The organism is Sulfitobacter sp. SK012, from assembly GCF_003352085.1.
In the GTDB taxonomy this organism is placed as follows: Bacteria; Pseudomonadota; Alphaproteobacteria; order Rhodobacterales; family Rhodobacteraceae; genus Sulfitobacter.
In genome coordinates, this window is sequence record NZ_CP025804.1 from 2,535,023 (window position 1) to 2,556,041 (window position 21,019).

At 55.6% G+C, this 21,019-nt stretch carries 19 protein-coding genes; 11 read left to right on the top strand and 8 right to left on the bottom strand.

Annotated elements, in window-relative coordinates; all coding sequences use genetic code 11:
* The first annotated feature begins 88 nt into the window (after positions 1 to 88).
* Positions 89 to 1,036, top strand: a complete 948-nt coding sequence (locus C1J03_RS12425) for a radical SAM protein (RefSeq protein ID WP_114886883.1) — start codon at positions 89 to 91, stop codon at positions 1,034 to 1,036.
* Between the two features lie 166 nt (positions 1,037 to 1,202).
* Positions 1,203 to 3,953, top strand: a complete 2,751-nt coding sequence (gyrA, locus tag C1J03_RS12430; protein WP_114886884.1) for a DNA gyrase subunit A — start codon at positions 1,203 to 1,205, stop codon at positions 3,951 to 3,953.
* A 68-nt stretch (positions 3,954 to 4,021) separates the two neighbouring features.
* Here gyrA and C1J03_RS12435 read toward each other — a convergent pair whose 3' ends face one another.
* From C1J03_RS12435 to C1J03_RS12450, 4 genes are all read right to left on the bottom strand, one after another.
* Complete coding sequence (locus C1J03_RS12435) at positions 4,022 to 4,378, bottom strand: hypothetical protein (protein WP_114886885.1); 357 nt, start codon at positions 4,376 to 4,378, stop codon at positions 4,022 to 4,024.
* Between the two features lie 158 nt (positions 4,379 to 4,536).
* Positions 4,537 to 6,012: a carboxypeptidase M32 gene (locus C1J03_RS12440; RefSeq protein ID WP_114886886.1), complete on the bottom strand. Its 1,476-nt coding sequence runs from the start codon at positions 6,010 to 6,012 to the stop codon at positions 4,537 to 4,539.
* Positions 6,013 to 6,014: 2 nt separating this feature from the next.
* Positions 6,015 to 7,163 carry a heme A synthase gene (ctaA, locus tag C1J03_RS12445; RefSeq protein ID WP_114886887.1) on the bottom strand — a complete coding sequence of 383 codons (1,149 nt, stop codon included), beginning with the start codon at positions 7,161 to 7,163 and terminating at the stop codon, positions 6,015 to 6,017.
* Positions 7,164 to 7,218: 55 nt separating this feature from the next.
* Entirely contained in the window at positions 7,219 to 7,965 is a 747-nt protein-coding gene (locus tag C1J03_RS12450; RefSeq protein ID WP_114886888.1) for an RNA methyltransferase, read from the bottom strand.
* A 145-nt stretch (positions 7,966 to 8,110) separates the two neighbouring features.
* On the opposite strand from C1J03_RS12450, the gene C1J03_RS12455 reads away from it, so the two are divergent.
* Complete coding sequence (locus C1J03_RS12455; protein WP_114886889.1) at positions 8,111 to 8,731, top strand: thiamine phosphate synthase; 621 nt, start codon at positions 8,111 to 8,113, stop codon at positions 8,729 to 8,731.
* Here the strand turns inward: C1J03_RS12455 and C1J03_RS12460 are convergent.
* A complete protein-coding gene (locus tag C1J03_RS12460; RefSeq protein ID WP_114886890.1) occupies positions 8,728 to 9,852 on the bottom strand; it encodes a HupE/UreJ family protein in 1,125 nt (374 codons plus the stop codon). The two genes, C1J03_RS12455 and C1J03_RS12460, sit on opposite strands and share 4 nt — an antisense overlap.
* On the opposite strand from C1J03_RS12460, the gene C1J03_RS12465 reads away from it, so the two are divergent.
* The 4 genes from C1J03_RS12465 (at position 9,851) to C1J03_RS12480 (ending at position 13,342) form a co-directional block, all read left to right on the top strand.
* Positions 9,851 to 10,666 (top strand): DUF4198 domain-containing protein, encoded by an 816-nt coding sequence (locus C1J03_RS12465; protein WP_114886891.1) that lies wholly within the window; start codon positions 9,851 to 9,853, stop codon positions 10,664 to 10,666. The genes C1J03_RS12460 and C1J03_RS12465 overlap by 2 nt on opposite strands.
* 48 nt (positions 10,667 to 10,714) lie before the next feature.
* Positions 10,715 to 11,590, top strand: coding sequence for a PfkB family carbohydrate kinase (locus C1J03_RS12470; RefSeq protein WP_114886892.1), 876 nt, complete (start codon positions 10,715 to 10,717; stop codon positions 11,588 to 11,590).
* Positions 11,587 to 12,507, top strand: coding sequence for a pseudouridine-5'-phosphate glycosidase (locus C1J03_RS12475; RefSeq protein WP_114886893.1), 921 nt, complete (start codon positions 11,587 to 11,589; stop codon positions 12,505 to 12,507). Before C1J03_RS12470 ends, C1J03_RS12475 begins: the two co-directional genes overlap by 4 nt.
* An 88-nt stretch (positions 12,508 to 12,595) precedes the next feature.
* Positions 12,596 to 13,342 carry a DUF502 domain-containing protein gene (locus C1J03_RS12480; RefSeq protein ID WP_114886894.1) on the top strand — a complete coding sequence of 249 codons (747 nt, stop codon included), beginning with the start codon at positions 12,596 to 12,598 and terminating at the stop codon, positions 13,340 to 13,342.
* A gap of 17 nt (positions 13,343 to 13,359) precedes the next feature.
* On the opposite strand, the gene C1J03_RS12485 is transcribed toward C1J03_RS12480, so the two are convergent.
* Entirely contained in the window at positions 13,360 to 14,394 is a 1,035-nt protein-coding gene (locus C1J03_RS12485; protein ID WP_114886895.1) for a patatin-like phospholipase family protein, read from the bottom strand.
* A 158-nt stretch (positions 14,395 to 14,552) separates the two neighbouring features.
* On the opposite strand from C1J03_RS12485, the gene C1J03_RS12490 reads away from it, so the two are divergent.
* The gene (locus C1J03_RS12490; RefSeq protein ID WP_114886896.1) at positions 14,553 to 16,187 is read left to right on the top strand and encodes an NAD(P)-binding domain-containing protein; all 1,635 of its coding nucleotides are present in this window, start codon (positions 14,553 to 14,555) and stop codon (positions 16,185 to 16,187) included.
* Between the two features lie 53 nt (positions 16,188 to 16,240).
* On the opposite strand, the gene C1J03_RS12495 is transcribed toward C1J03_RS12490, so the two are convergent.
* Entirely contained in the window at positions 16,241 to 17,014 is a 774-nt protein-coding gene (locus tag C1J03_RS12495; RefSeq protein ID WP_216825931.1) for a 3-hydroxybutyrate dehydrogenase, read from the bottom strand.
* 386 nt (positions 17,015 to 17,400) lie between these two features.
* On the opposite strand from C1J03_RS12495, the gene C1J03_RS12500 reads away from it, so the two are divergent.
* The 3 genes from C1J03_RS12500 to C1J03_RS12510 are packed head-to-tail and all read left to right on the top strand — an operon-like array spanning position 17,401 to position 20,384.
* Positions 17,401 to 19,218: an extracellular solute-binding protein gene (locus tag C1J03_RS12500; RefSeq protein ID WP_441351116.1), complete on the top strand. Its 1,818-nt coding sequence runs from the start codon at positions 17,401 to 17,403 to the stop codon at positions 19,216 to 19,218.
* Between the two features lie 42 nt (positions 19,219 to 19,260).
* Positions 19,261 to 19,737 carry an arsenate reductase ArsC gene (locus C1J03_RS12505; RefSeq protein ID WP_114886898.1) on the top strand — a complete coding sequence of 159 codons (477 nt, stop codon included), beginning with the start codon at positions 19,261 to 19,263 and terminating at the stop codon, positions 19,735 to 19,737.
* A complete protein-coding gene (locus C1J03_RS12510; protein WP_114886899.1) occupies positions 19,734 to 20,384 on the top strand; it encodes an aquaporin in 651 nt (216 codons plus the stop codon). The genes C1J03_RS12505 and C1J03_RS12510 overlap by 4 nt, the downstream gene beginning before the upstream one ends.
* On the opposite strand, the gene C1J03_RS12515 is transcribed toward C1J03_RS12510, so the two are convergent.
* Positions 20,373 to 20,996: a helix-turn-helix domain-containing protein gene (locus C1J03_RS12515; RefSeq protein ID WP_114886900.1), complete on the bottom strand. Its 624-nt coding sequence runs from the start codon at positions 20,994 to 20,996 to the stop codon at positions 20,373 to 20,375. The two genes, C1J03_RS12510 and C1J03_RS12515, sit on opposite strands and share 12 nt — an antisense overlap.
* Positions 20,997 to 21,019 lie beyond the last annotated feature (23 nt).

Consider the following 21,019-nt stretch of genomic DNA (forward strand, 5'->3'; position numbering starts at 1 on the left):
GTGCGCCAAGATGGTTGGGCTTTTAATGACTCCCTACATATCTTAGCACCGAACTGAGGCTGACCAAGCACGACCTAAAGGACTGGCGATGAAAGATTTACCAAGCGCAAATATGGGCAAGTTTAATGACCCAAAGGTCACCGCCAATGGCGAAGACCGCGCTACTGTTGCATTGACCAATCCGCAGACGCTTTGGTTCAACACCGGCACATTGTGCAACATCGAATGCGCCAACTGTTATATTGCGTCAAGCCCGACCAATGACGCGCTGGTTTATATCACGGCCGACGAAGTGCGCAGCTATCTTGATCAGCTTGAGGCACGTAATTGGGGCGTTTCGGAAATTGCTTTTACCGGCGGCGAACCTTTCATGAATCCGCAGATGATTGAGATGTCCGAGGCGGCGCTCTTGCGCGGGTACAAGGTTCTGATCCTGACAAACGCAATGCGCCCGATGATGCGAAAATCTATGCAGGATGGACTGAAACGGCTCGAGGCCACCTTCCCCGGCCAGATGACGTTGCGCATTTCTGTCGATCACTTTGATCCAGAACTCCATGATCTCGAACGCGGTGTTGGTGCGTTTGACAAGACGATTAAGGGTATGGAATGGCTGCGTGACAACGGATTGCGCATGGCGGTGGCCGGCCGGTCAATCTTTGCACATTCTGAGGCAGAAAGCCGCGCAGGGTACGGCGCACTTTATGCCAGGCATGGCTTTGAAGTCGACGCGAATGATCCTGGCATGACCGTCTTATTCCCAGAAATGGACGAAATCGCAGAAGTGCCCGAAATCACAACGTCTTGCTGGAACATTCTGGACAAATCGCCCGATGCGGTGATGTGCGCAAGCTCCCGCATGGTGGTAAAGCGCAAAGGCGCTGACAGTCCTGCGGTTCTGGCTTGTACGCTGTTGCCCTATTCCCCAGAATTCGAGTTGGGCACAAGTTTGGAAGACGCCGAAAAGGATGTCGCCCTCAACCATCCGCATTGTTCCAAGTTCTGCGTGCTTGGCGGGGCCAGTTGTTCGGCTTAATCCGACCATTTCGCCCCAGAATTTAATTACTACTAATTACAACGGCTTGGCAAAACCATGCGAGTCGGGCTTGTGGCATTTGCGCTCAGGCATTGCACCGCATATGGACTGTCTGATATAGAAAATCACAAGATATAGAAGAACATCAGCCAGGCTGGGAAACGACTTGAACGATACGCCGGAAACCCCTGAAAACGAAGATGAAAACCGCCCCGAGCGGCCCGTTTATGACGGCCCATCGGTGACCATCGAAGAAGAGATGAAGACGTCTTACCTCGACTATGCGATGAGCGTGATCGTCTCCCGCGCCATTCCTGACCTTCGAGATGGCCTCAAGCCGGTGCACCGGCGCATCCTTTATGCGATGCACGAAACCAACAACACGCATGATAAACCCTACCGTAAATCCTCGCGGCCTGTGGCCGAAGCGATGGGTAAATATCACCCGCACGGCGACAGCGCGATCTATGACGCTTTGGTGCGGATGGCGCAAAGCTTCTCGATGAGCTTGGTGCTGTTGGATGGTCAGGGTAATTTTGGATCAATGGACGGCGATAAAGCTGCCGCCTACCGTTATACCGAAGTGCGGATGAAGAAAGCCGCGCAATTTTTGTTGGAAGATATCGACAAAGATACCGTTGATTTTCAAGACAATTATGACGGTAAAGACCGTGAACCAACCGTCTTGCCAGCGCGTTTTCCGAATATGTTGGTCAATGGTGCTGGCGGTATCGCCGTCGGCATGGCGACCAACATTCCACCTCATAATCTTGGGGAAGTCATTGATGCCACGCTCGCGCTGATTGTTGAGCCGGATTTGACGTCCGAACAGCTGATTGACTATATTCCAGGTCCTGATTTCCCGACGGGCGGTTTGATGCTGGGCCGTACAGGCGCACGCAAGGCCTATCTTGAAGGGCGTGGTTCCGTGATTGTGCGTGCCAAAACGCGGGTCGAAGAAATCCGGAAGGATCGCTACGCAATTGTCATCGACGAGATCCCTTATCAGGTGAACAAATCTGCGATGATCGAGAAAATCGCGGAACAAGTGCGTGAGAAGAAGATCGAAGGTATCGCCCACGTACAAGACGAATCTGACCGCAATGGCGTACGTGTCGTCGTAGAGCTCAAGCGCGACGCGACAGCCGAAGTCGTGATGAACCAGCTTTTCCGGTTCACACCGATGCAGACTTATTTTGGCTGCAACATGCTTGCGCTAAATGGCGGACGTCCTGAGCAGCTGACATTGCGCCGATTCCTTACGTCATTCATTGATTTCCGCGAAGATGTTGTCGCACGTCGCACCGCGTATTTGCTGCGTAAAGCCCGTGAGCGGAGCCATATTCTGTGTGGTTTGGCTGTGGCTGTAACTAATATCGACGAAATCGTTGCGACCATACGGTCCTCGGCCGATGCTGGTGAAGCGCGCGAAAAGCTAATGACACGGCGCTGGCCGGCGGCTGAAATCCTGCCCTACATTGCGTTGATCGACGATCCGACCCACACGGCCAACGACGATGGCACCTATAACCTTTCCGAGGCCCAAGCCCGAGCCATTCTGGAACTGCGTCTGCAGCGCCTGACGCAGATCGGCGTCAAAGAAGTTACCGATGAGCTGGAGGAGTTGGCCGGTAAGATCAAGGAATACCTTGAAATTCTGGGTTCACGTGAGCGGATCATGGGCATCATTTCGGACGAGCTGCAGGAGGTCAAAGACCTCTTTGCAGTGCCGCGTCGCACCGAGATTGTCGATTGGTCCGGCGACATGGAAGACGAAGACCTGATCGCACGCGAAGATATGGTGGTGACGGTAACGTCTGGCGGCTACATCAAACGGACGCCGCTTGTGGACTTCCGCAGTCAGCGCCGCGGCGGCAAAGGTGTGTCTGGCATGCAGACCAAAGAAGAGGATGTTGTCACGACCCTTTTCGTGGCCAATACCCATACACAGCTGCTGTTTTTCACAACCGATGGCATGGTTTACAAGCTTAAGACTTGGCGGTTGCCTCAAGGTGGGCGCACGTCCAAAGGCAAGGCTATCGTTAATATTCTGCCGATCCCAGTTGGCGTCTCTATTGCGGCGATCATGCCTGTGGACCGCGACGAATCTGAATGGGCCGATCTGCAGGTCGTGTTCTCGACCTCAGCAGGTACGGTGCGGCGCAACAAGCTGTCAGATTTCACCAACGTCATGCGCAATGGCAAGATCGCGATGAAGTTTGAGGACGAACATGCGGGCACCACGCTAATCAATGCGCGGATTGCATCAAATGATGACGATGTGATGCTGACCACCAATTCAGGCCGGGCGATCCGCTTTCCAGCGACGGATGTGCGCGTGTTTAACAGCCGCGCGTCAGTCGGCGTTCGAGGCATTCGACTGAGTGGCGATGATGCCGTTGTCTCGATGTCGATTATTCGCCATTTCGATGCAACATCCGAAGAGCGCGTTGCCTACCTCAAAATGCGCAGGGCTGTTGCTGGTCTTGCAGATGATACCGAGGTTGGTGAAGACGATGAGGTCGTGGCCAACGCCACAATTTCTCAAGAACGCTACGCCGAGATGTCTGCATCCGAGAACCTGATCCTCACGATTTCGGCTAAAGGGTCTGGCAAGCTGAGTTCGAGCCATGACTATCCCGTGCGCGGTCGCGGCGGGCTTGGTGTTACGGCGATGGACAAGGCAATGCGCGGCGGCGATATTGTTGCCTCGTTCCCTGTTGAGCTCGACGATCAGATTATGCTCGCTACGTCTAAGGGGCAGTCGATCCGGGTGCCTATCGAAGGGATTTCATTCCGCTCACGCAGTGCCGGTGGCGTCAAAGTCTTTGACACCGGGCGCGGTGAAGTTGTGGTGAGCGTCGCTTGGATCGCTGATCAAGGTGATGAAGAAGAAGGCGAGCAACCCGAAGAGTAAGACGCTGGTCATAAACGATTTAAAAGGCCGCTCCATTGGGGCGGCCTTTGTCGTTTCGTGACGGGCAGCTAGTTGGTTGTGCTGGTCGCTGAACTGTCACCATCAGATCCCGCGGCGATTGCTACCACTAAAACTACGCCTCCGGCCAAAACGGCACCTGCCCCAATACCTGTCCCTGATGAAAACAGATCGGCCCCTGCGACTGCCTGGCTTTGGGCACGGACGCATTCGCGCGAGGGCGCGCCGTTGATTACTGCAATGTCATTGCGGCAATTGTAGATGACCCCATTGCTGCCCTGCACACGCAAGCCATAAACCGCATCATCGGATGCCCCCAACACAGCTTGTTGGGTCGTGGATTGTGCCAACACCCCTGATGCCATCAATCCTAAAATACCGGTGAAAGCCAAAACCATTCTTTTCATGCTACGTCCCACTCTTGATCCAAAACCTAGTTCTGTTTCGAGTATGAGAGATAGATTAAGACTTTGCTTACTGGGCCCAAGAGAGCCCAGAGGTTTCGATATAAAACGTTACAATATGCCTGCATTCGGCCACGGCTTATGGCTGAAAGGCGCGCCGCTCAGAGCTTATAAAGAGTGGAGAATTTTTCCTGAAGATATGCCAGCAACGGCGCTTCGCTGGGGGCATGGCCAGTTGCGCGGGTGATCACATCACGCGGCTCGTAAAGCCCGCCGTGCGTTTGCACATTGTCCCGGAGCCAGCCTGTCGCAGGTTCGGTATTGCCGTGCGCAAGGCTTGCATCAAGGTCTGGAAGCGCTGCACGCATGGCCTCGTTCAAACAGCCGGAATAGACATTGCCCAGCGTATAGGTTGGGAAATACCCAAACAGCCCGACCGACCAATGCACGTCCTGCAGCACGCCATTTGACGGCTTATCCACGGCAAAACCGAAATCGGCCTCAAATCGATCATTCCATGCGGCTTCCAGATCGTTGACCTGCAAATCACCCGACATCAGTGCGCGTTCCAGATCAAAGCGCAGCAGGACGTGCAGGTTATACTGCAACTCGTCCGCTTCGGTCCTGATGAAACCATCATTAACCCGGTTAACAGCACCATAGAACGCATCGGCGTCTGGAACGCCGAAATCACCAAACGCATCCTTCATCTGAGCAAAGAGCCAACCTGTGAGCGCCCGGCCCCGACCGATCTGGTTCTCGTAAATGCGGCTTTGGCTTTCGTGCACCCCCATCGATACGCCCGAACCAAGCGGCGTCAGCAGGTAGGCATCGTCGATGTTTTGCTCATAGGCTGCATGGCCGACTTCGTGAACGGTGGAGTAAAAACAATTGAATGGATCGGCCGGATTGGTGCGCGTGGTGATCCGCACGTCTTGGCCAGATCCTGATGAAAATGGATGCACGGCCTTATCGACCCTGCCCCGGCTCATGTCATAGCCAAAGGTTTTGGCTAATTGGCGCGTCAGTTTCATCTGAGCGCTCTCGTCGAAATGCCCTTGCAGCTTTGCGGGGGCCTCAGCGGCACGCACGGCGGCGCGAAGCTCTGTCAGGGCGGGACGCAAAGCGCCAAACATCGCTTCTAGCTGCGCACCGGTGGTGCCGGGTTCGTAATCCTCAAGCATCGCGTCATAGACGTTTCCGCCATCCGCCAGTGCCAAACCCTCTTCCCGCTTGAGCTCGATAACCTCTGCCAGCGTTGGCGCGAAGGCTGCGAAATCATCAGCAGCGCGCGCTTCGGCCCAAATACCCTGGGACATCGACGTCTGACGCGCGATCTTTGCGGCGAGTGCTGCGGGCACTTTGCTGGCCCGGTCATAGCCACGGCGGATGTGGCGCATTTGGGCGCGGCCCACATCATCCAAGGACTTTTCATCGATTTCAGCCAACCAGTCGCCGACCTGCGGTGCGACGCGGCGTGCATGAAGTACACTGGCGATTGCGGCGCATTCCTCAGACCGCTGAGAGGAGGCTCCGCGGGGCATCATCGTTTCTTGATCCCACTCCAGCCGCCCGGAAATTGCGGCCAGTGCCTGGGTGTCACGCTGAAAGGCCATAAGATCGTCAAATGCAGTCATGGTCATGCTCCTCTGAGCGATGTGGAAATGGGATAAAGGCTAAGGTGGCGTGCGCGCAAGATCAGCACCCAAAGAACCACCGCAAGCCCTTGGTGCACCATCGCGACGGGCACGGCGGCCTCATATAGAACGGTCGTAATGCCCACTACAACTTGCAGCGCCATGCCTGCCATCACGGCGTTAAAGGCAAATCGCGTACGAGGATGGGCAGATTTACGACCCCGCAGCCAGACGACAATGCCAAAGGCAAGCAAAGCATATCCTGTCATGCGGTGAATGAACTGCACCAATCCGGGGTTTTCGATGAAATTGCGCCACATGGGCTCAATCGCGAAGGCTTGTGGCGGAAAAAACTGCCCAGCCATCAGCGGCCAATCGGTATAGGTGCGGCCAGCATCAATGCCAGCAACCAGCGCCCCGATCAGGATTTGCAGAAACGCAAAATGCAGCAACCCCGTTGAGAGCCCATAAAGTTTGGCATCTTTGTTGCGCCGTGCTTGCATCAGGTCTCGTTCGGGCCGGCCAAGACTCAGGACGTTCCATGTGATCAGCCCCAGAATGGCAAAGGCCAGTCCCAGATGCACTGCCAGCCGTGTGCTGGCCACATCTGTGGTCGCCGTTCCCGCCGTCACGCCAGAGGACACCATCCACCAGCCGATCGCGCCTTGTAAGCCGCCCAAGGCTCCGAGGAGCAACAATTTGGGCGTCCAACCTGTTGGAATTTGGCGGCGCGCCAGAAACCAAAAGAACCCTATCGCCCAAACAAGACCGATTACGCGGCCAAGCTGCCGATGGCCCCATTCCCACCAATAGATCGTTTTAAAATCAGACAGTTCCATCCAAGAGTTCTGGAGGCGGAATTCATCAATCTGTTGGTATTTTTCGAATTCAGAGGCCCATGCGGCGGCATCCAAGGGTGGCATTGCGCCACTAAAAGGGTTCCATTCGGTGATGCTGAGCCCGCTATCGGTCAGCCGCGTGGCACCGCCAACAAGGATCATCACACAGACCAGCGCAAAGAGGATCATCAGCCAGATCCGGATCGCACCCCGTGCGCCGCCACGACCAGCATCAATCACCCCCGTCTTTGCGACAGTACGGGTGGTTTGTGCCTCGCCGACATCCTCAAAAAGTTTGCGTTTCGTGGCCATGGGACCCTCCGCCTTTGTACTTGCGATCCTAGGTAGGGCACCCTTGCCCAAAGGTCTAGCCGCGCCCGGCCCAGCGGACCATCTGCCGCAAGGTCCCATGCAACATTTGCACATCTGCACGGGTTAGCGGCAGTCGGCTCCACATGTTGCGCAGGTTGACCTTCATCGAAGTCGCTTTGTGGTCAGGATAGAAAAACCCCGCCTCCTCCAGTCGTTCTTCGAAATGACGTGCCAAATGTTCAACCTCGGACCCGTCGGCCCAATTGGTTCCGGCCAATTCTTCACGCACAGGCGTCGCGTCAGTGCTCTGGCGCATCCATTCATACCCCATCAACAACACACATTGCGCAAGGTTCAGGGACGCAAAGCTAGGGTTCACCGGCACGGAAATGATCGCATTTGCACGTGAAATATCATCGTTCTCAAGGCCTGCGCGTTCGGGCCCAAACAACACGGCCACCCGTTGGCCTGCTGCGATTTTTTCGGCGGCCAATGCCATTGCGGCTTCAGGCGTATAGATCGGTTTGGCCAAGTCGCGCCCGCGCGCCGTGGTGGCAAAGACAAAACCACAATCGCCAACGGCCCCGGCCAGATCCTCGCTCAAGAGCGCAGTATCCAACACGCGCCCGGCACCAGATGCCATTGCGACAGCTGCAGGGTTTGGCCAGCCATCGCGCGGGGCCACGATCCGCATGTGATCGAGCCCGAAGTTCAGCATGGCACGGGCGGCGGCGCCTATATTTTCACCCATCTGGGGGCGAACAAGGACAATGGCGGGCTGGTTGGGGTTCTCGGTATTCATTCCAGCCTCTTACAAGCGCCCCTGCCCCTTGCCAAGAACGGCACCTGCACGGATTTGGTAAAAATGCCGCTTTGCAGGCATTAAAGTTTTCTTTTCTCGCCCGCTGGGCTAATCACGGCGGCAACGCACAAAAGGATAGCGCATTATGGACGCCCCGGAACAGCCGCAACTTTACCTCATCACCCCGCCTGAGCTTGAGCTGAGCCTCTTCCCAGACCAGCTTGCTGCGGTATTGGATGCCCATCCGATTGCCTGTGTGCGCTTGGCTTTGGCCACGCGCGACGAAGACAAGCTGTCACGCGCCGCGGATACGCTGCGCGAAGTGACCCATGCCCGTGATGTGGCGTTGGTGATCTCAGATCATACGTTGCTGGCTGAGCGTCTTGGCCTTGATGGCGTGCATTTAAACGATGCGGCACGTTCAGTGCGCCACGCCCGCAAAACGCTGGGTGATGATGCCATTGTCGGTTCCTACTGCGGTGGTTCGCGTCATGAAGGAATGGCAGCCGGCGAAGCCGGCGCAGATTACGTTGCCTTTGGTCCCGTGCAAGCGTCAGCTTTGGATGATGGCAGTTTTGCTGAGACAGAGATGTTTAAGTGGTGGTCTGAGGTGATCGAAATCCCTTGCGTCGCCGAAGGCGCACTCGACGAGGCCATGATCCGCGCCTTGGCCCCAATGACCGACTTTTTTGGCTTCGGCGAAGAAATCTGGGGTCAGGACGATCCTGCGGCAGCGCTTGCGACCTTTGTCGCGGGAATGAGCTAGAAGAACACCCGCTCAACGAACCAATAGCCCCCAACGGCTGCAATCACGCAAGATGCTGGCACCGCGATGACATTGCGGTACCATGTGCGCTGCATGGCCCATCCGACCGCAATGAATGCGATTGCGATAACTGATAGTTGACCGATCTCTACGCCGATATTGAAGCCGATCAGGGCCGAGATGAACTGATCCTCAGGCAGGCCGAATTCACCCAACACCGATGCAAAGCCAAGACCGTGCAGCAACCCAAAGCCAAAGATCACAACCGGGCGCCAAGGGCTGAGCCCTGAGGTAAATATATTCTCGACCGCGACATAAACAATGGAGGCCGCAATCAATGGCTCGACGATGCTGCCCGGCACACTCACGATGTCCAACGCCCCAAGGGCCAATGTGACGGTATGGGCCAGCGTAAAGGCTGAAACCTGCCAGATCAGGGGGCGCAACCGCGTCGATAGGAAAAACAGCCCCAGCACAAACAGGATGTGATCGAGCCCTTTGGGCAGAATATGATCGAACCCCACCGGGATATACCCGACAAAGGCCTGCCACGCGTTCTGTGCGCCGCCACCACCGAGCGAGATTTCTTCGCTAATGTTGCCGCCGCTGATCAGGCCTGTGAACGGATCTTCCACGCCTTGTTGGCGCAAGATCAAGTCACCCGCGCCATCAGGCCAAGCCATAGTTATGAAGACTGCATCCTTGGGAACTTGCCCGCTCAGCACCCATTCGGCGATGCGCGGCAATTCAGGGTCCACATCTTGGGGGACGACAACCGACGTTGTTGAAAGCAGCACCGCATTCCCGTCCACCCGCAAGATCGGCAGCGCATTCCAGGCGATCAAAACCTCAGGCGCTTGGGCCGCGATCAGGTCAGCGGAAAGCCCGCGCAGGGCGTCGTAATCTGCGGCTTGGGCGGTCTCGTCAGTGTTTTCAGCGTTATCAAGATCGACGCCTGCCAAAAACGCCTCGAGGTTAATCCGCAGGGATAATTCTGCTGTGCCGTCAGCCACTATTAGGTCCGCGATGGTAGGCAACACTTCGTGAGCACGCGCGGCTCCGCTTGACAAAAGGACCGCCAGCGTCAGCTTAAAGAGGAGTTTTAGGAAAGTCTGTGCCATGAACCTGCTGCGCCTTTTTACCGTCTGTACGTTCGTGATGATTGGCTCTGTGGCCATCGCCCATGAATTATGGGTTGAGCCGCTGGCGTATCAAGTAGACACAGGTAAACCTGTGTTTGCCGACATTCGCAACGGGCAAGATTTCAAAGGTACTGACCTCGCGTTTTTCGAAAAGCGTAATACGCGAATGGATGCGGTTTTCGGGGATAAAGTCACAACAATTCCTGGTCGAATGGGCGACAGCCCGGCCATTCAGTTTGATGCCCCCGAAAGCGAAGGCTTGCTTGTGATTGCGCATGAAGCAGCCCCCAGCAACATCACGTATTCCGAGTGGGAAAAATTCCTCGCCTTTGCCAAGCACAAAGATTTCCCACTTGCCGCCGCTGATCATAAGGCCGCAGGTTGGAGCATGGAAAAATTCACCGAACGCTACACCCGCCACGCCAAAGCACTGATAGCTGTGGGTGACGGCGAAGGTGCGGATCGCGAACTTGGCCTTGAAGTCGAGTTTGTGGCCTTAACCAATCCCTATGCGGACGGCTTTGACGGGCAAATGCAGGTGGCACTCTTTTATCAGGGCGCTCCGTTGCCTGACGCACAAGTCGAGGTATTTGACCGCGCGCCGGATCAATCAGTGAGCGTCACGTTGCACCGAACTGGCGCAGACGGTCAGGCAACAATCCCCGTGGATGACGCGCATACCTATCTTTTTGACCATGTGGTGCTGCGCCCCTCCCTGGATGCGGGCGAGACACCCAAGAGCCCGGTGTGGGAAACGCTTTGGGCGGCACTTACATTTGCTGTGCCGCAATAAGCTCAGCAGGGCTTGCACGGGGCGCGGACCTTCGTCAAAACGGGCAGCATGACATCAACTGAACACACTGACATCATGTGCATCGGATCGGTCCTATGGGACGTGATCGGGCGCTGTGATACCGCGATGCGCCAGGGCTCTGATATGCCGGGGCGCATTACCCGCCTACCCGGCGGCGTTGCCCTGAATATTGCAATGGCGTTGGCCCGGTTTGGGTTGAAACCTGCGTTGCTGAGTGCCGTGGGCCGGGACGCCGAAGGCGATGAGCTGATCGCAGCCTGTGCGGCGCGAGGGCTTGTGACGGACATGATCTACCGCTCGGATGATCTGCCCACTGATCGGTATATGGCCGTTGAGGGAGCAAATGGCCTGATTGCGGCTGTGGCAGATGCGCATTCTCTCGAAGCAGCGGGAGAAAAGATTTTGCGACCCCTGCCCGAGGGTTTTACCGGTGCTGTGGCGCTTGATGGAAACCTCACCGTGGAATTGCTGGCTACTATGGCCTCGAGCCCGCTTTTGGCTGAGGCTGATCTGCGTGTGGCGCCTGCATCCCCGGGCAAAGCTTTGCGGCTTTCACCGTTTCTGCGCACGGGACGCGGCACGCTTTATGTGAACCTCGAAGAGGCTGGACTGCTGTGTCAGGCTGGTTTTGGCAGTTCAAACGATGCGGCTGCGGGCCTTTTGGCGCGCGGTGCCCTGCGCGCGGTTGTGACCGATGGCGGTAACCCGGCCACGGTCGCTGAGAGCACCGGCTTGATCACACAAACACCTCCGCCCGTTTCAGTGACCCGTGTAACGGGTGCCGGAGATACATTTATGGCCGCGCACATCGCCGCCGAGCTGCGCGGGCATGCGCCCGATGTGGCACTGAACAACGCGCTGAGTGCAGCCGCACAATACGTTTCTGGAGAAACTAAGATATGACACTGAACACGACACTGACGCTTCACCGTTCCGCTGCCGTGACAAAGGCAACGCAGGACGGACTGCCAATTGTTGCGCTGGAAAGCACGATCATCACGCATGGGATGCCCTATCCCCAGAACCTTGAGGTCGCGCGTCAGGTCGAGGCTGATGTTATCGCTGCCGGTGCCACTCCGGCGACAATTGCAGTGATCAAGGGCCAACTGCATATCGGGCTGGAGGATGCGCAGCTTGCCGATCTGGCACAGGCAAAGAACGTGCTCAAATTAAGCCGTGCCGACATGGCCGCCTGCATCGCAACCGGCGGCACAGGTGCCACAACAGTGGCCGCGACAATGATTGCCGCCCATCTGGCCGGGATCGCAGTTTTTGCGACGGGCGGTATTGGTGGGGTCCATAAAGGGGCCGAGGACAGTTTTGATATTTCAGCCGACCTGATGGAATTGGGACAAACTCCTGTGACCGTTGTCGCAGCAGGTGCCAAAGCCATCCTTGATGTAGCTAAAACGCTTGAGGTGTTAGAAACCCAAGGCGTTCCGGTGATTGCTTATGGTCAGGATGCCTTTCCGGCGTTTTGGTCACGTGGATCAAAACTGCGCGCCCCACTTCGCATGGATGATGCGGCGCAGATTGCCGCGGCTCATAAAATGCGCGCCGCACTTGGATTGCCGGGCGGGCAGCTGATTGCCAATCCGATCCCAGCTGACGCTGAAATTGCCGCAGAGGTGCTGAACCCGATCATCGCGACGGCGCAGGCCGATGCGCAGCGCGCCGGAATCGTTGGCAAAGCCGTCACGCCCTATCTGCTGCAACGCATCTTTGAGCTGACCAATGGGCAGTCTTTGGAGGCAAATATTGCACTGGTGCGCAATAATGCAGCACTTGCGGCCAAAATTGCGGGCCATCTGGTCGCATAACATCGGTTTGCAGTGCGTTGTGCCATTGTGACGGGCGGGCAGAGCACATAACTTAATTGCAAACGTTGCAATCCGGATTACTATGTAGATGAACACACCTTTCGATCCCGATCCTAAACCACCGCGCCGTGGGATGCTTGCCCGTGTGCGCGCAAGTTTCCTCACGGGCCTGGTTGTCATTGCGCCTGTTGGGTTGACGATATGGTTGATCTGGTCGGTAATTGGCTGGATCGACGGCTTTGTGCTGCCGCTCGTACCGCAATCGTACCACCCCGATCGGATGATCCAGGATTTCTTTGGTCTTGATCCGTCCATCCAGATTAACGTGCGCGGCCTTGGCGTTGTTATTTTCCTGATTTTCACGGTTGTGGTCGGTTGGCTGGCCAAAGGCATTATCGGGCGCTCCATGATCCGCTTTGCAGAAAGCCTGGTGGAGCGCACGCCGGTTGTTCGTTCGATCTATTCGGGCATCAAGCAGATTTCTGAGACGATCTTTGCCCAATCCGAGAGCAGCTTTGAGCACGCCTGTCTGATCGAATATCCGCGGAAAGGCATTTGGGCCATTGGGTTTGTTTCAACCACGGCCAAAGGTGAAGTTGCCACTAAGGCGGATGTGGATGGCGGGATGCTGTCGATTTTTGTCCCTACCACGCCGAACCCCACTTCCGGGTTTTTGCTGTTTTTCCCGCGCAAAGACGTGAAGCTACTGGATATGAGTGTCGAAGATGCCGCCAAGCTGGTGATCTCCGCGGGGCTTGTTTACCCCAATACCAGCGCGCCGGAGGAGGAAGACAACACAGTGGTCGAACTATTGGACAAGGTTGAGAAAAACTAGGGCAGCGCAACGTCTGCCTAGCTGAACATCTCCTTAAGATCGATTGTGCTGCGCTTGCCGATGTCGTCGATGTGACCCGTCAGAAACGTATCCGCCGCGGCCCGACCTGCTTCTTTGAGCTGCAAGATCAACCCGGCGTTTGGAACTGTTTTTGTGGCGACAGAGAGTTGCGACATCAGTTTGTCATCGGCGATCATATGCACCCGCACCCGGCTTTTCTGTTCACTCTTCAATTGGCCGTCGTCCAGCATGCGCTGCACAAACTCAATCGCCCGCAATTCGCGAAGCAAACTTGAATTGAAGCTGATTTCATTGATGCGGTTCTGAATTTGCTGTGGCGTGGTCGGGATTTCATCACGTTCAAGCGGATTGATGTTGATGATCACAATGTCATCGGGCAAGTCCTTGGCAAACAACGGAAAGAGCGCGGGGTTTCCGGTATAGCCGCCATCCCAAAAGGCTTCTCGCCGGCCTGTGGTCGCATCATCAATTTCAATGGCCTTGAATACAGTGGGCAAACAGGCCGAGGCCATCAGCGCATCGGGGCCAATCTCTGCGCCCTGAAACACGCGAATTTTGCCGTTTCGCACGCGCGTTGCGCAAACCAAAAGCTGCGGTTTGTCATCGTCACACACATGGGTGTAATCAAATCGCGCGACAATATCGGCTAGCGGGTTTTTATAAAACGGTCCATAATCATAGGGCGATACCATCCGTGTCCAAGCCTCGGCCATCGCGACAGGCAGGCTGTTCTCCAAAACCTTGCTAATGGCCGCGGGCTCCATCGGGGTCATCCATTTCGCAATGCTCAGATCCGGCGCGCCGGCGACCTGCTCCCATAGCCAATCCAGATTGTCACGCGCGCCTTGTCGACCGCCATTGATCATCCCCGCCTTGAGAGCCGCCCCATTCAACGCACCCGCGGAGGTGCCGGAGATGGCGCAAATGTCCAACTCCTCTTCTTCCAGCAATCGATCCAAGACACCCCATGTGAATGCGCCATGTGCACCGCCGCCCTGCAAGGCAAGGTTGATCTGTTTTTTTTGAGTCATTGGGCATTCCTTAATCAGAGTCCACCGATACTGCATTGTGATAACTGCAACAACTCGTCTTCTTGTTGTAAGTTGTTCGCGTAAAGGTTGACACGTTGCGCGAGCATTGGTTTGGTTTTTGAAACGGTCGGATATGGCCGTCAGGTGGAAGGGTGAACATGTCGTCGAGCGAAAATATACTGGATTGTTGCGTTGTTGGTGCGGGGCCCGCTGGGCTACAGGCGGCGTATTTATTGCGTAAAAAAGGGCTGCGGATCGCATTGCTGGAGCGCGGAGACGGCGTCAGCGGTTTTTTCCGGAAATTCCCTCGGCATCGTAATTTCATCTCTATCAACAAAGTGCACACAGGTCTCGACGATAAAGACGCCCAGTTGCGGTTTGACTGGAACAGCCTACTCAATGATGAGGGGCTGAAGGTTGGAGATTATACCACTCGGTATTTTCCAAAAGCCGACCGCTATGTTGAATACCTAGAGAAATTCGCCGAAATGCTGGGTGATGATGTCGTATTGAATGCCGAAGTCGCACAGATCAGCAAGGCGGATGATGTGTTTACGGTTGAGACTGCTGATGGTCGGAAGTTCCGCTCGCATCATGTCATCGTTTCAAGCGGCGTCACGCAGCCTTGGTTGCCTGATGTCGAAGGCATCGAGTTGACAGAGAACTACATCGATTTTGACGCGACGCTGGAACGGTTCAATAACAAACGTGTTCTGATCTTGGGCAAAGGCAACGCGGCCTTTGAGACAGCACAAAAGATGCTGGAGCATGCCTCTGCCATCCACGTTATGAGCCCCAATCCGATCAAGTTCGCCTGGAACACCCATTTCGTGGGTCATGTGCGGGCCGTGAACACCGAATTCATCGATACTTACCAACTGAAATCGCAAAACGCTGTGGTGGATGCCAATCCGGTGCGTATTGAAAAGGACGGCGATACCTACGTGGTGCATGCCCGTATGACAGCGGCCGAAGGGCACGAAATTGTCTTGCGCTATGATCACGTTATCTGTTGTACCGGATTTCGCTGGGACCCTTCGATCCTTGCCGAAGACATCCGCCCAGCCTTGCAGCATTTTGACAAGTTCCCCGTTATGACCCCCCAGTGGGAATCCACAACCACGCCGAACCTTTGGTTTGCGGGCACAATCATGCAAAGCCGGGATTTCAAGAAAACCATGTCTGGATTTGTGCACGGGTTCCGGCACAACATCGCGGCGCTAGCGACCTTTATTGCTGGCCGCGTTCAGGGCACGGAGTTGCCCTGTGATCAGATCGCAGTCGATGTCGCACCGCTGGTCGACACTGTGATCGACCGGATCAGCTTGTCATCTGCGATGTTCCTGCAGCCTGGGTTCTTGGGCGACGTGATACATCTGTCAGGACCACAAATGGGTCGTCATTACCGCGACATTCCAGTGCAGTGGGTCCGCGAAACGCCCGACATTCTGGGTGAGGACAGTCTGCTGATCACGCTTGAGTTCGGTAACTTTGGGGATACGCCTACACATGTAAAGCGGGCGCACACCGCTTACGGCGGAGAGCCTGATCCCTTTATCCACCCAGTTCTACGTCATTTCCGCAATGGCGAAGAAATTGCGATGATCCATCTGTCAGATCATCTGGATGCCGATTGGCGCCGCGTTGAAGATAAAGAAGACACCGCGGGTACGGTTACAGCAATGACATTTGCCGATTTGGGCCAAGCCTTGCCCATCGCCGAAGTCGTCCGCGATCAGATCAGCAACTTTTTGATCTCTCAGGGCGTTCAGAATCAGCTGGCTGCAGAATGAAAAACACCCCCGGTCCTGTTAAGGTCCGGGGGCGTTTGTTTAAACAGTAACGATCAAAGCGCAGTCCAACCGCCATCCACGCTGATTGCGGTGCCGGTGATCTGATCTGCCGCAGATGAGCACAGGAACGTCGCTGTGCCGCCCATCTGCTCAACGGTGGCGAACTCTTTGGACGGCTGGCGTTTGAGCATGACGTTCTTGATCACGTCCTCGCGGCTCATGTCATATTCTTTCATCGTGTCGGGGATCTGGCTTTCGACCAATGGGGTCAGCACATAACCAGGGCAGATCGCGTTTGATGTGATCGGCTCTTGGGCTGTTTCCAGCGCTGTCGTTTTGGTCAGGCCAATGATCCCGTGTTTTGCAGCAATATAGGCCGCTTTGTAGGGCGACGCCGTTAGGCCATGGGCAGATGAAATGTTAATCACCCGGCCCCAGCCCGCTGCACGCATCATCGGCAATGCGGCGGCCGTGGTATGAAACGCTGAGCTTAGATTGATCGCAATGATCGCGTCCCACTTTGCGGTCGGAAATTCCGGGATCGGGGCGACATGCTGGATGCCGGCGTTGTTGATCAAGATGTCGCAGCGCCCTGCATCCGTGATCAACTGGCGGCATTCGTCGCCCTTGGACATGTCAGCTTTGATATAGCGCGCTTTGACACCTGTCAGATCGGCAATTTCTTCGGCCAAAGCGTGGTCTTCTTTGCGGTCGCAAAAGGAATTCAGTACAACATCCGCACCTGCCTTGGCCATTTCTCGCGCGATGCCGAGGCCAATGCCAGAGTTTGAGCCCGTGATGATGGCCGTCTTACCTGAAAGGTCGATTGTAAATGCCATGGGAATAGCCTCCAATTTTGGGTTTGGCGGCAAAATAGCGTAAATGCTGCACTTGCGAAAGGCATTGAACTTCGGGTTAGCTACGCCGCAAAAATGCAGTTCTGTCAATTCGCCAAAATTGGCGAGGCGCGCGGAACGGTAAGATTTGAGATACCTATAACAACAGTGCAAAGTGTCGTTGGGCAAAAAAAACGCCCGCGCGAAGCGGGCGTCAAGTTATTGAGGCAGGTTTCATACAGGCAAGAAACCTATCGAGCAGTAAGACCTTTATAAACAATTCCCTAGGTTTGGCCAAGCATAAAGTTTGATATGCCCCAAAGACCACGCTAAGCGTTAAGGCAATAAAACAAAGGCTGAACAGGATTGTTGCAGAAATGAGCGCGGATAGTTTCCAAATCACACGGGGGTTTATGGCCTTCTCTTCACTGATTCTGTTCGGTGCAGCAGTGCATGCAGAGCCAGCACATGGGATATCTATGTACGGAGCCCCGGCCCTCCCACCTGATTTTGTGTCTTTGCCTTATGCGAACCCCAATGCGCCCAAGGGCGGATCGATAACGTTGGGAAACACCGGCGGCTTTGACAGCCTGAACCCTTACATCGCCAAAGGCACGTCGCCGTGGCAGCTGCCGTTCTTCACGCACGAATCCCTAATGGGGCGATCGTGGAATGAACCTTTCGCGCTATACGGGTTATTGGCCGAATCGGTTGAAACAGATGAGGACCGCACTTGGGTCGAATTCACGCTACGCGCAGAGGCAAAGTTCTCGGATGGGACGCCAGTTACTGTCGATGACGTAATGTTTAGCTACGAGCTTTTGGGCAGCCAAGGACATCCTCGCTACTATGGGTTGGTCTCGCAGATCGAAAAGATCGAGCAAACTGGCGACCGGTCGGTGAAATTTACCTTCAACACCGACAATCGAGAATTGGCTCTTTTGGCAGGAATGCGTCCGATACTAAGTCGTGCCCAATGGGAAGGTCAGGATTTTCAGAACGCGCCGATCTCTGAGATCCCGCTTGGCTCTGGCCCATATGTGATCAGTGGATTTGAGGGCGGCCGCTTTGTGCAGTTGTCCCGCAATCCTGACTATTGGGGCGTTGATGTGCCATTCCGCCGCGGCACCCACAACATCGACAACATCAAAATCGATTTCTACGGCGATGCATCGGTTTTGTTTGAAGCCTTCAAGGCTGGTGAAATCTCGGCCGTACGCGAATTCAATGCGGAGACTTGGGAAAATCAGTACGGCTTTCCGGCAGCATTGCGCGGCGACGTGGTCAAAACGACGATCCCGCATCAAAAGCCATCAGGCATGACCGGTTTTGTGATGAACACACGCCGCGCGCCTTTTGATGATTGGCGCGTGCGCGACGCAATGATCGATGCGTTTAATTTTGAGTATATCAATGACACGCTGACGGGCGGTGCACAGCCGCGCATCACCTCGTATTTCTCAAACTCGATCCTATCGATGCAGCATGGCCCGGCCGAAGGGCGCGTTGCCGAGTTCTTAACCCCCTACATCGACACGTTGCCCGTCGGTGCGATGGATGGGTACAGTTTGCCAGTTGCCAATGGATCTGCCCGCAACCGCGCTGGCATCGCGTCGGCCATCTCCAAGCTTGAAACGGCCGGATACTCCGCCGCAGATGGTACCATGCGGCGCGGAGACGGGTCGCCCCTGACCTTTGATATCCTGTTGGCCAAGGGCAGCACTGAGAATGTCGCGATCGCTGAGCTTTATGTTCAGGCCCTGACCCGGTTAGGCATCAAGGTTATGGTTGAAACCGTCGATGACGCTCAATTTGTCGGGCGCACAAACGAGTTTGATTTCGACATGACGATATTTAGACGTTCCCTGTCGCTCAGCCCGGGCAATGAGCAAAAGTTCTATTGGGGTACGGAATCAGCAGATCAGCCGGGATCGCGCAACCTGATGGGCGTCAGATCCCCAGCAATTGACGGAATGATCGACGCAATGCTTGGTGCACGCGACAGTGCGGACTTTGTCGCAGCAGCCCGTGCGTTGGACCGGTTGCTGACAGCGGGTCGTTACGTCGTGCCGTTTTGGTCCTACAGCGAAGGTCGTATCGCTCATGTGTCACAGATGCAGCACCCGGACGTCATTCCGATATACGGTGATGGTCCTGACTGGATGCCCGGCATGTGGTGGTGGGAAGATAAATAATCCTGTCACGAAACTGTAGCATTGCAGGTGTAGTTGGACCGCATGAATATACTTGTCTTATGTACGGGCAACTCAGCCCGATCGATCCTTTTGGAATGTCTTTTGGCGCGTCTGGGCAAAGGGAGAATTATGTCTTTTTCCGCTGGCAGCCAACCTGCTGGTCAAGTCAATCCGCACTCACTCACCTTGCTTGAACGCGAGAGGTATGATGTCTCAGGGTTGCGGTCCAAAAGTTGGGATGAGTTCGCCGAGACAGGTGCACCACAAATGGATGCTGTGATTACTGTTTGTGGGTCGGCTGCCGGCGAAACCTGCCCATTCTGGCCGGGTGCTCCGCTGCGGGCGCATTGGGGTGTTGAAGACCCCGCCGCTGCGTCAAAACATGAAGCGCCCGCGGCCTTCGACCAAGCCTATGCCATCCTGTCACGTCGAGCTGAGTCTTTCCTTGCCGCACCAGTTGAGACGATGACGGCCACAGCCCTGCAAGCGCATCTAAACGCCTGTGGTACCCAAGGATGAAGCGCCGGCTCGCCGCTGAAGCCCTTGGCACGGCGCTGCTGCTGATCTCTGTCATCGGCTCAGGGATTATGGGAGAGAACCTCGCATCAGGAAATGTCGCGATCATGCTCCTGGCGAATGCAATCGCTACGGGCTGCATGCTTTACGTAATTATCACGGTCCTGGGTCCGATTTCAGGCGCAAATTTCAATCCAGCTGTCAGCATCGCATTTGCTTTAAGCGGCGCGTTACCGTGGCGCGATCTACCTGGGTACATCATCGCTCAGATATCCGGGGCCATAGCCGGTGTCTGGATCGCGCATTTTATGTTTGACCAACCGATTGTGCAAATCTCGCAGACGATGCACCGCACGGGTGGCGCACAATGGGGATCAGAGCTGATTGCGACGCTGGGCCTACTTTTGGTCATTTTTGGAGGCCTTAAAGCGCGCGCCGAGGCGGTTCCGACGTTGGTCGCTCTTTATATTACAGGCGCTTATTGGTTCACGGCGTCGACCAGCTTTGCCAATCCGGCGGTGACAATCGCGCGTGGTTTCTCGGATAGTTTTGCAGGTATCAACCCAAGCCATATTCCGGCGTTTATCGCAGCGCAGCTGGTCGCAGTAGGCATCGCGCATTTCGCGCTCAAGGCGCTCTTAGACGAGTGACGTGACCCATAAGATCGTCGCATCTTCGTCGCTGACAGACACCACGTTATGGCCCATCGCAGCGTCGTAATACGCGCTGTCGCCGCGTCGCATCTCGATTGGTTCGTAAAATTCGCTAAACAGCTGAATGACGCCGGTCAGCACATACAGAAACTCTTCGCCATCATGGCGGACCCAACCGTCAAATTCTTCCATCTGACGGGCCCGAACGCGCGCATGGTATGGCAACATCTGCTTTTTGCGCAGCGTGTCGGCCAGTAATGTATGCTCATAGGTCGCCGTTGCTTTGGCGGTGCCTTCGTTTTGGCGCGTTACGGCTAGGCGCCCATTGATCTGCCCGGCGGACGGCGCGGTAAACAGCTGCGGCACAGAAATCTCAAGCCCCACGGCCAGCTTTTTTAGCGCATCATAGGTTGGCGACATTTGACCATTTTCGATCTTTGACAATGTCGAGCGGGCAAGCCCCGCCTGCCCGGCTGCCTGCTCCAATGTCCAACCGCGTGCCTTGCGCAATTCGCGCACCCGCACGCCCAGATCGACAGGCGGCACATGCGCGGCCTCACCATCTTCGCGCGCGATCTGGATCATGGACTTGGCATCAGATTTCGTCATGTTGTTGCTATAATTGGCAGAGC

Bases quoted from the DNA above. Each gene is read 5' to 3' on its own strand.
- C1J03_RS12425 (WP_114886883.1), top strand. From the start codon at position 89: ATGAAAGATTTACCAAGCGCAAATATGGGCAAGTTTAATGACCCAAAG.
- C1J03_RS12435 (WP_114886885.1), bottom strand. From the start codon at position 4,378: ATGAAAAGAATGGTTTTGGCTTTCACCGGTATTTTAGGATTGATGGCA.
- C1J03_RS12440 (WP_114886886.1), bottom strand. From the start codon at position 6,012: ATGACTGCATTTGACGATCTTATGGCCTTTCAGCGTGACACCCAGGCA.
- ctaA (WP_114886887.1), bottom strand. From the start codon at position 7,163: ATGGCCACGAAACGCAAACTTTTTGAGGATGTCGGCGAGGCACAAACC.
- C1J03_RS12450 (WP_114886888.1), bottom strand. From the start codon at position 7,965: ATGAATACCGAGAACCCCAACCAGCCCGCCATTGTCCTTGTTCGCCCC.
- C1J03_RS12455 (WP_114886889.1), top strand. From the start codon at position 8,111: ATGGACGCCCCGGAACAGCCGCAACTTTACCTCATCACCCCGCCTGAG.
- C1J03_RS12465 (WP_114886891.1), top strand. From the start codon at position 9,851: ATGAACCTGCTGCGCCTTTTTACCGTCTGTACGTTCGTGATGATTGGC.
- C1J03_RS12460 (WP_114886890.1), bottom strand. From the start codon at position 9,852: ATGGCACAGACTTTCCTAAAACTCCTCTTTAAGCTGACGCTGGCGGTC.
- C1J03_RS12470 (WP_114886892.1), top strand. From the start codon at position 10,715: ATGACATCAACTGAACACACTGACATCATGTGCATCGGATCGGTCCTA.
- C1J03_RS12475 (WP_114886893.1), top strand. From the start codon at position 11,587: ATGACACTGAACACGACACTGACGCTTCACCGTTCCGCTGCCGTGACA.
- C1J03_RS12480 (WP_114886894.1), top strand. From the start codon at position 12,596: ATGAACACACCTTTCGATCCCGATCCTAAACCACCGCGCCGTGGGATG.
- C1J03_RS12485 (WP_114886895.1), bottom strand. From the start codon at position 14,394: ATGACTCAAAAAAAACAGATCAACCTTGCCTTGCAGGGCGGCGGTGCA.
- C1J03_RS12490 (WP_114886896.1), top strand. From the start codon at position 14,553: ATGTCGTCGAGCGAAAATATACTGGATTGTTGCGTTGTTGGTGCGGGG.
- C1J03_RS12500 (WP_441351116.1), top strand. From the start codon at position 17,401: ATGAGCGCGGATAGTTTCCAAATCACACGGGGGTTTATGGCCTTCTCT.
- C1J03_RS12505 (WP_114886898.1), top strand. From the start codon at position 19,261: ATGAATATACTTGTCTTATGTACGGGCAACTCAGCCCGATCGATCCTT.
- C1J03_RS12510 (WP_114886899.1), top strand. From the start codon at position 19,734: ATGAAGCGCCGGCTCGCCGCTGAAGCCCTTGGCACGGCGCTGCTGCTG.
- C1J03_RS12515 (WP_114886900.1), bottom strand. From the start codon at position 20,996: ATGACGAAATCTGATGCCAAGTCCATGATCCAGATCGCGCGCGAAGAT.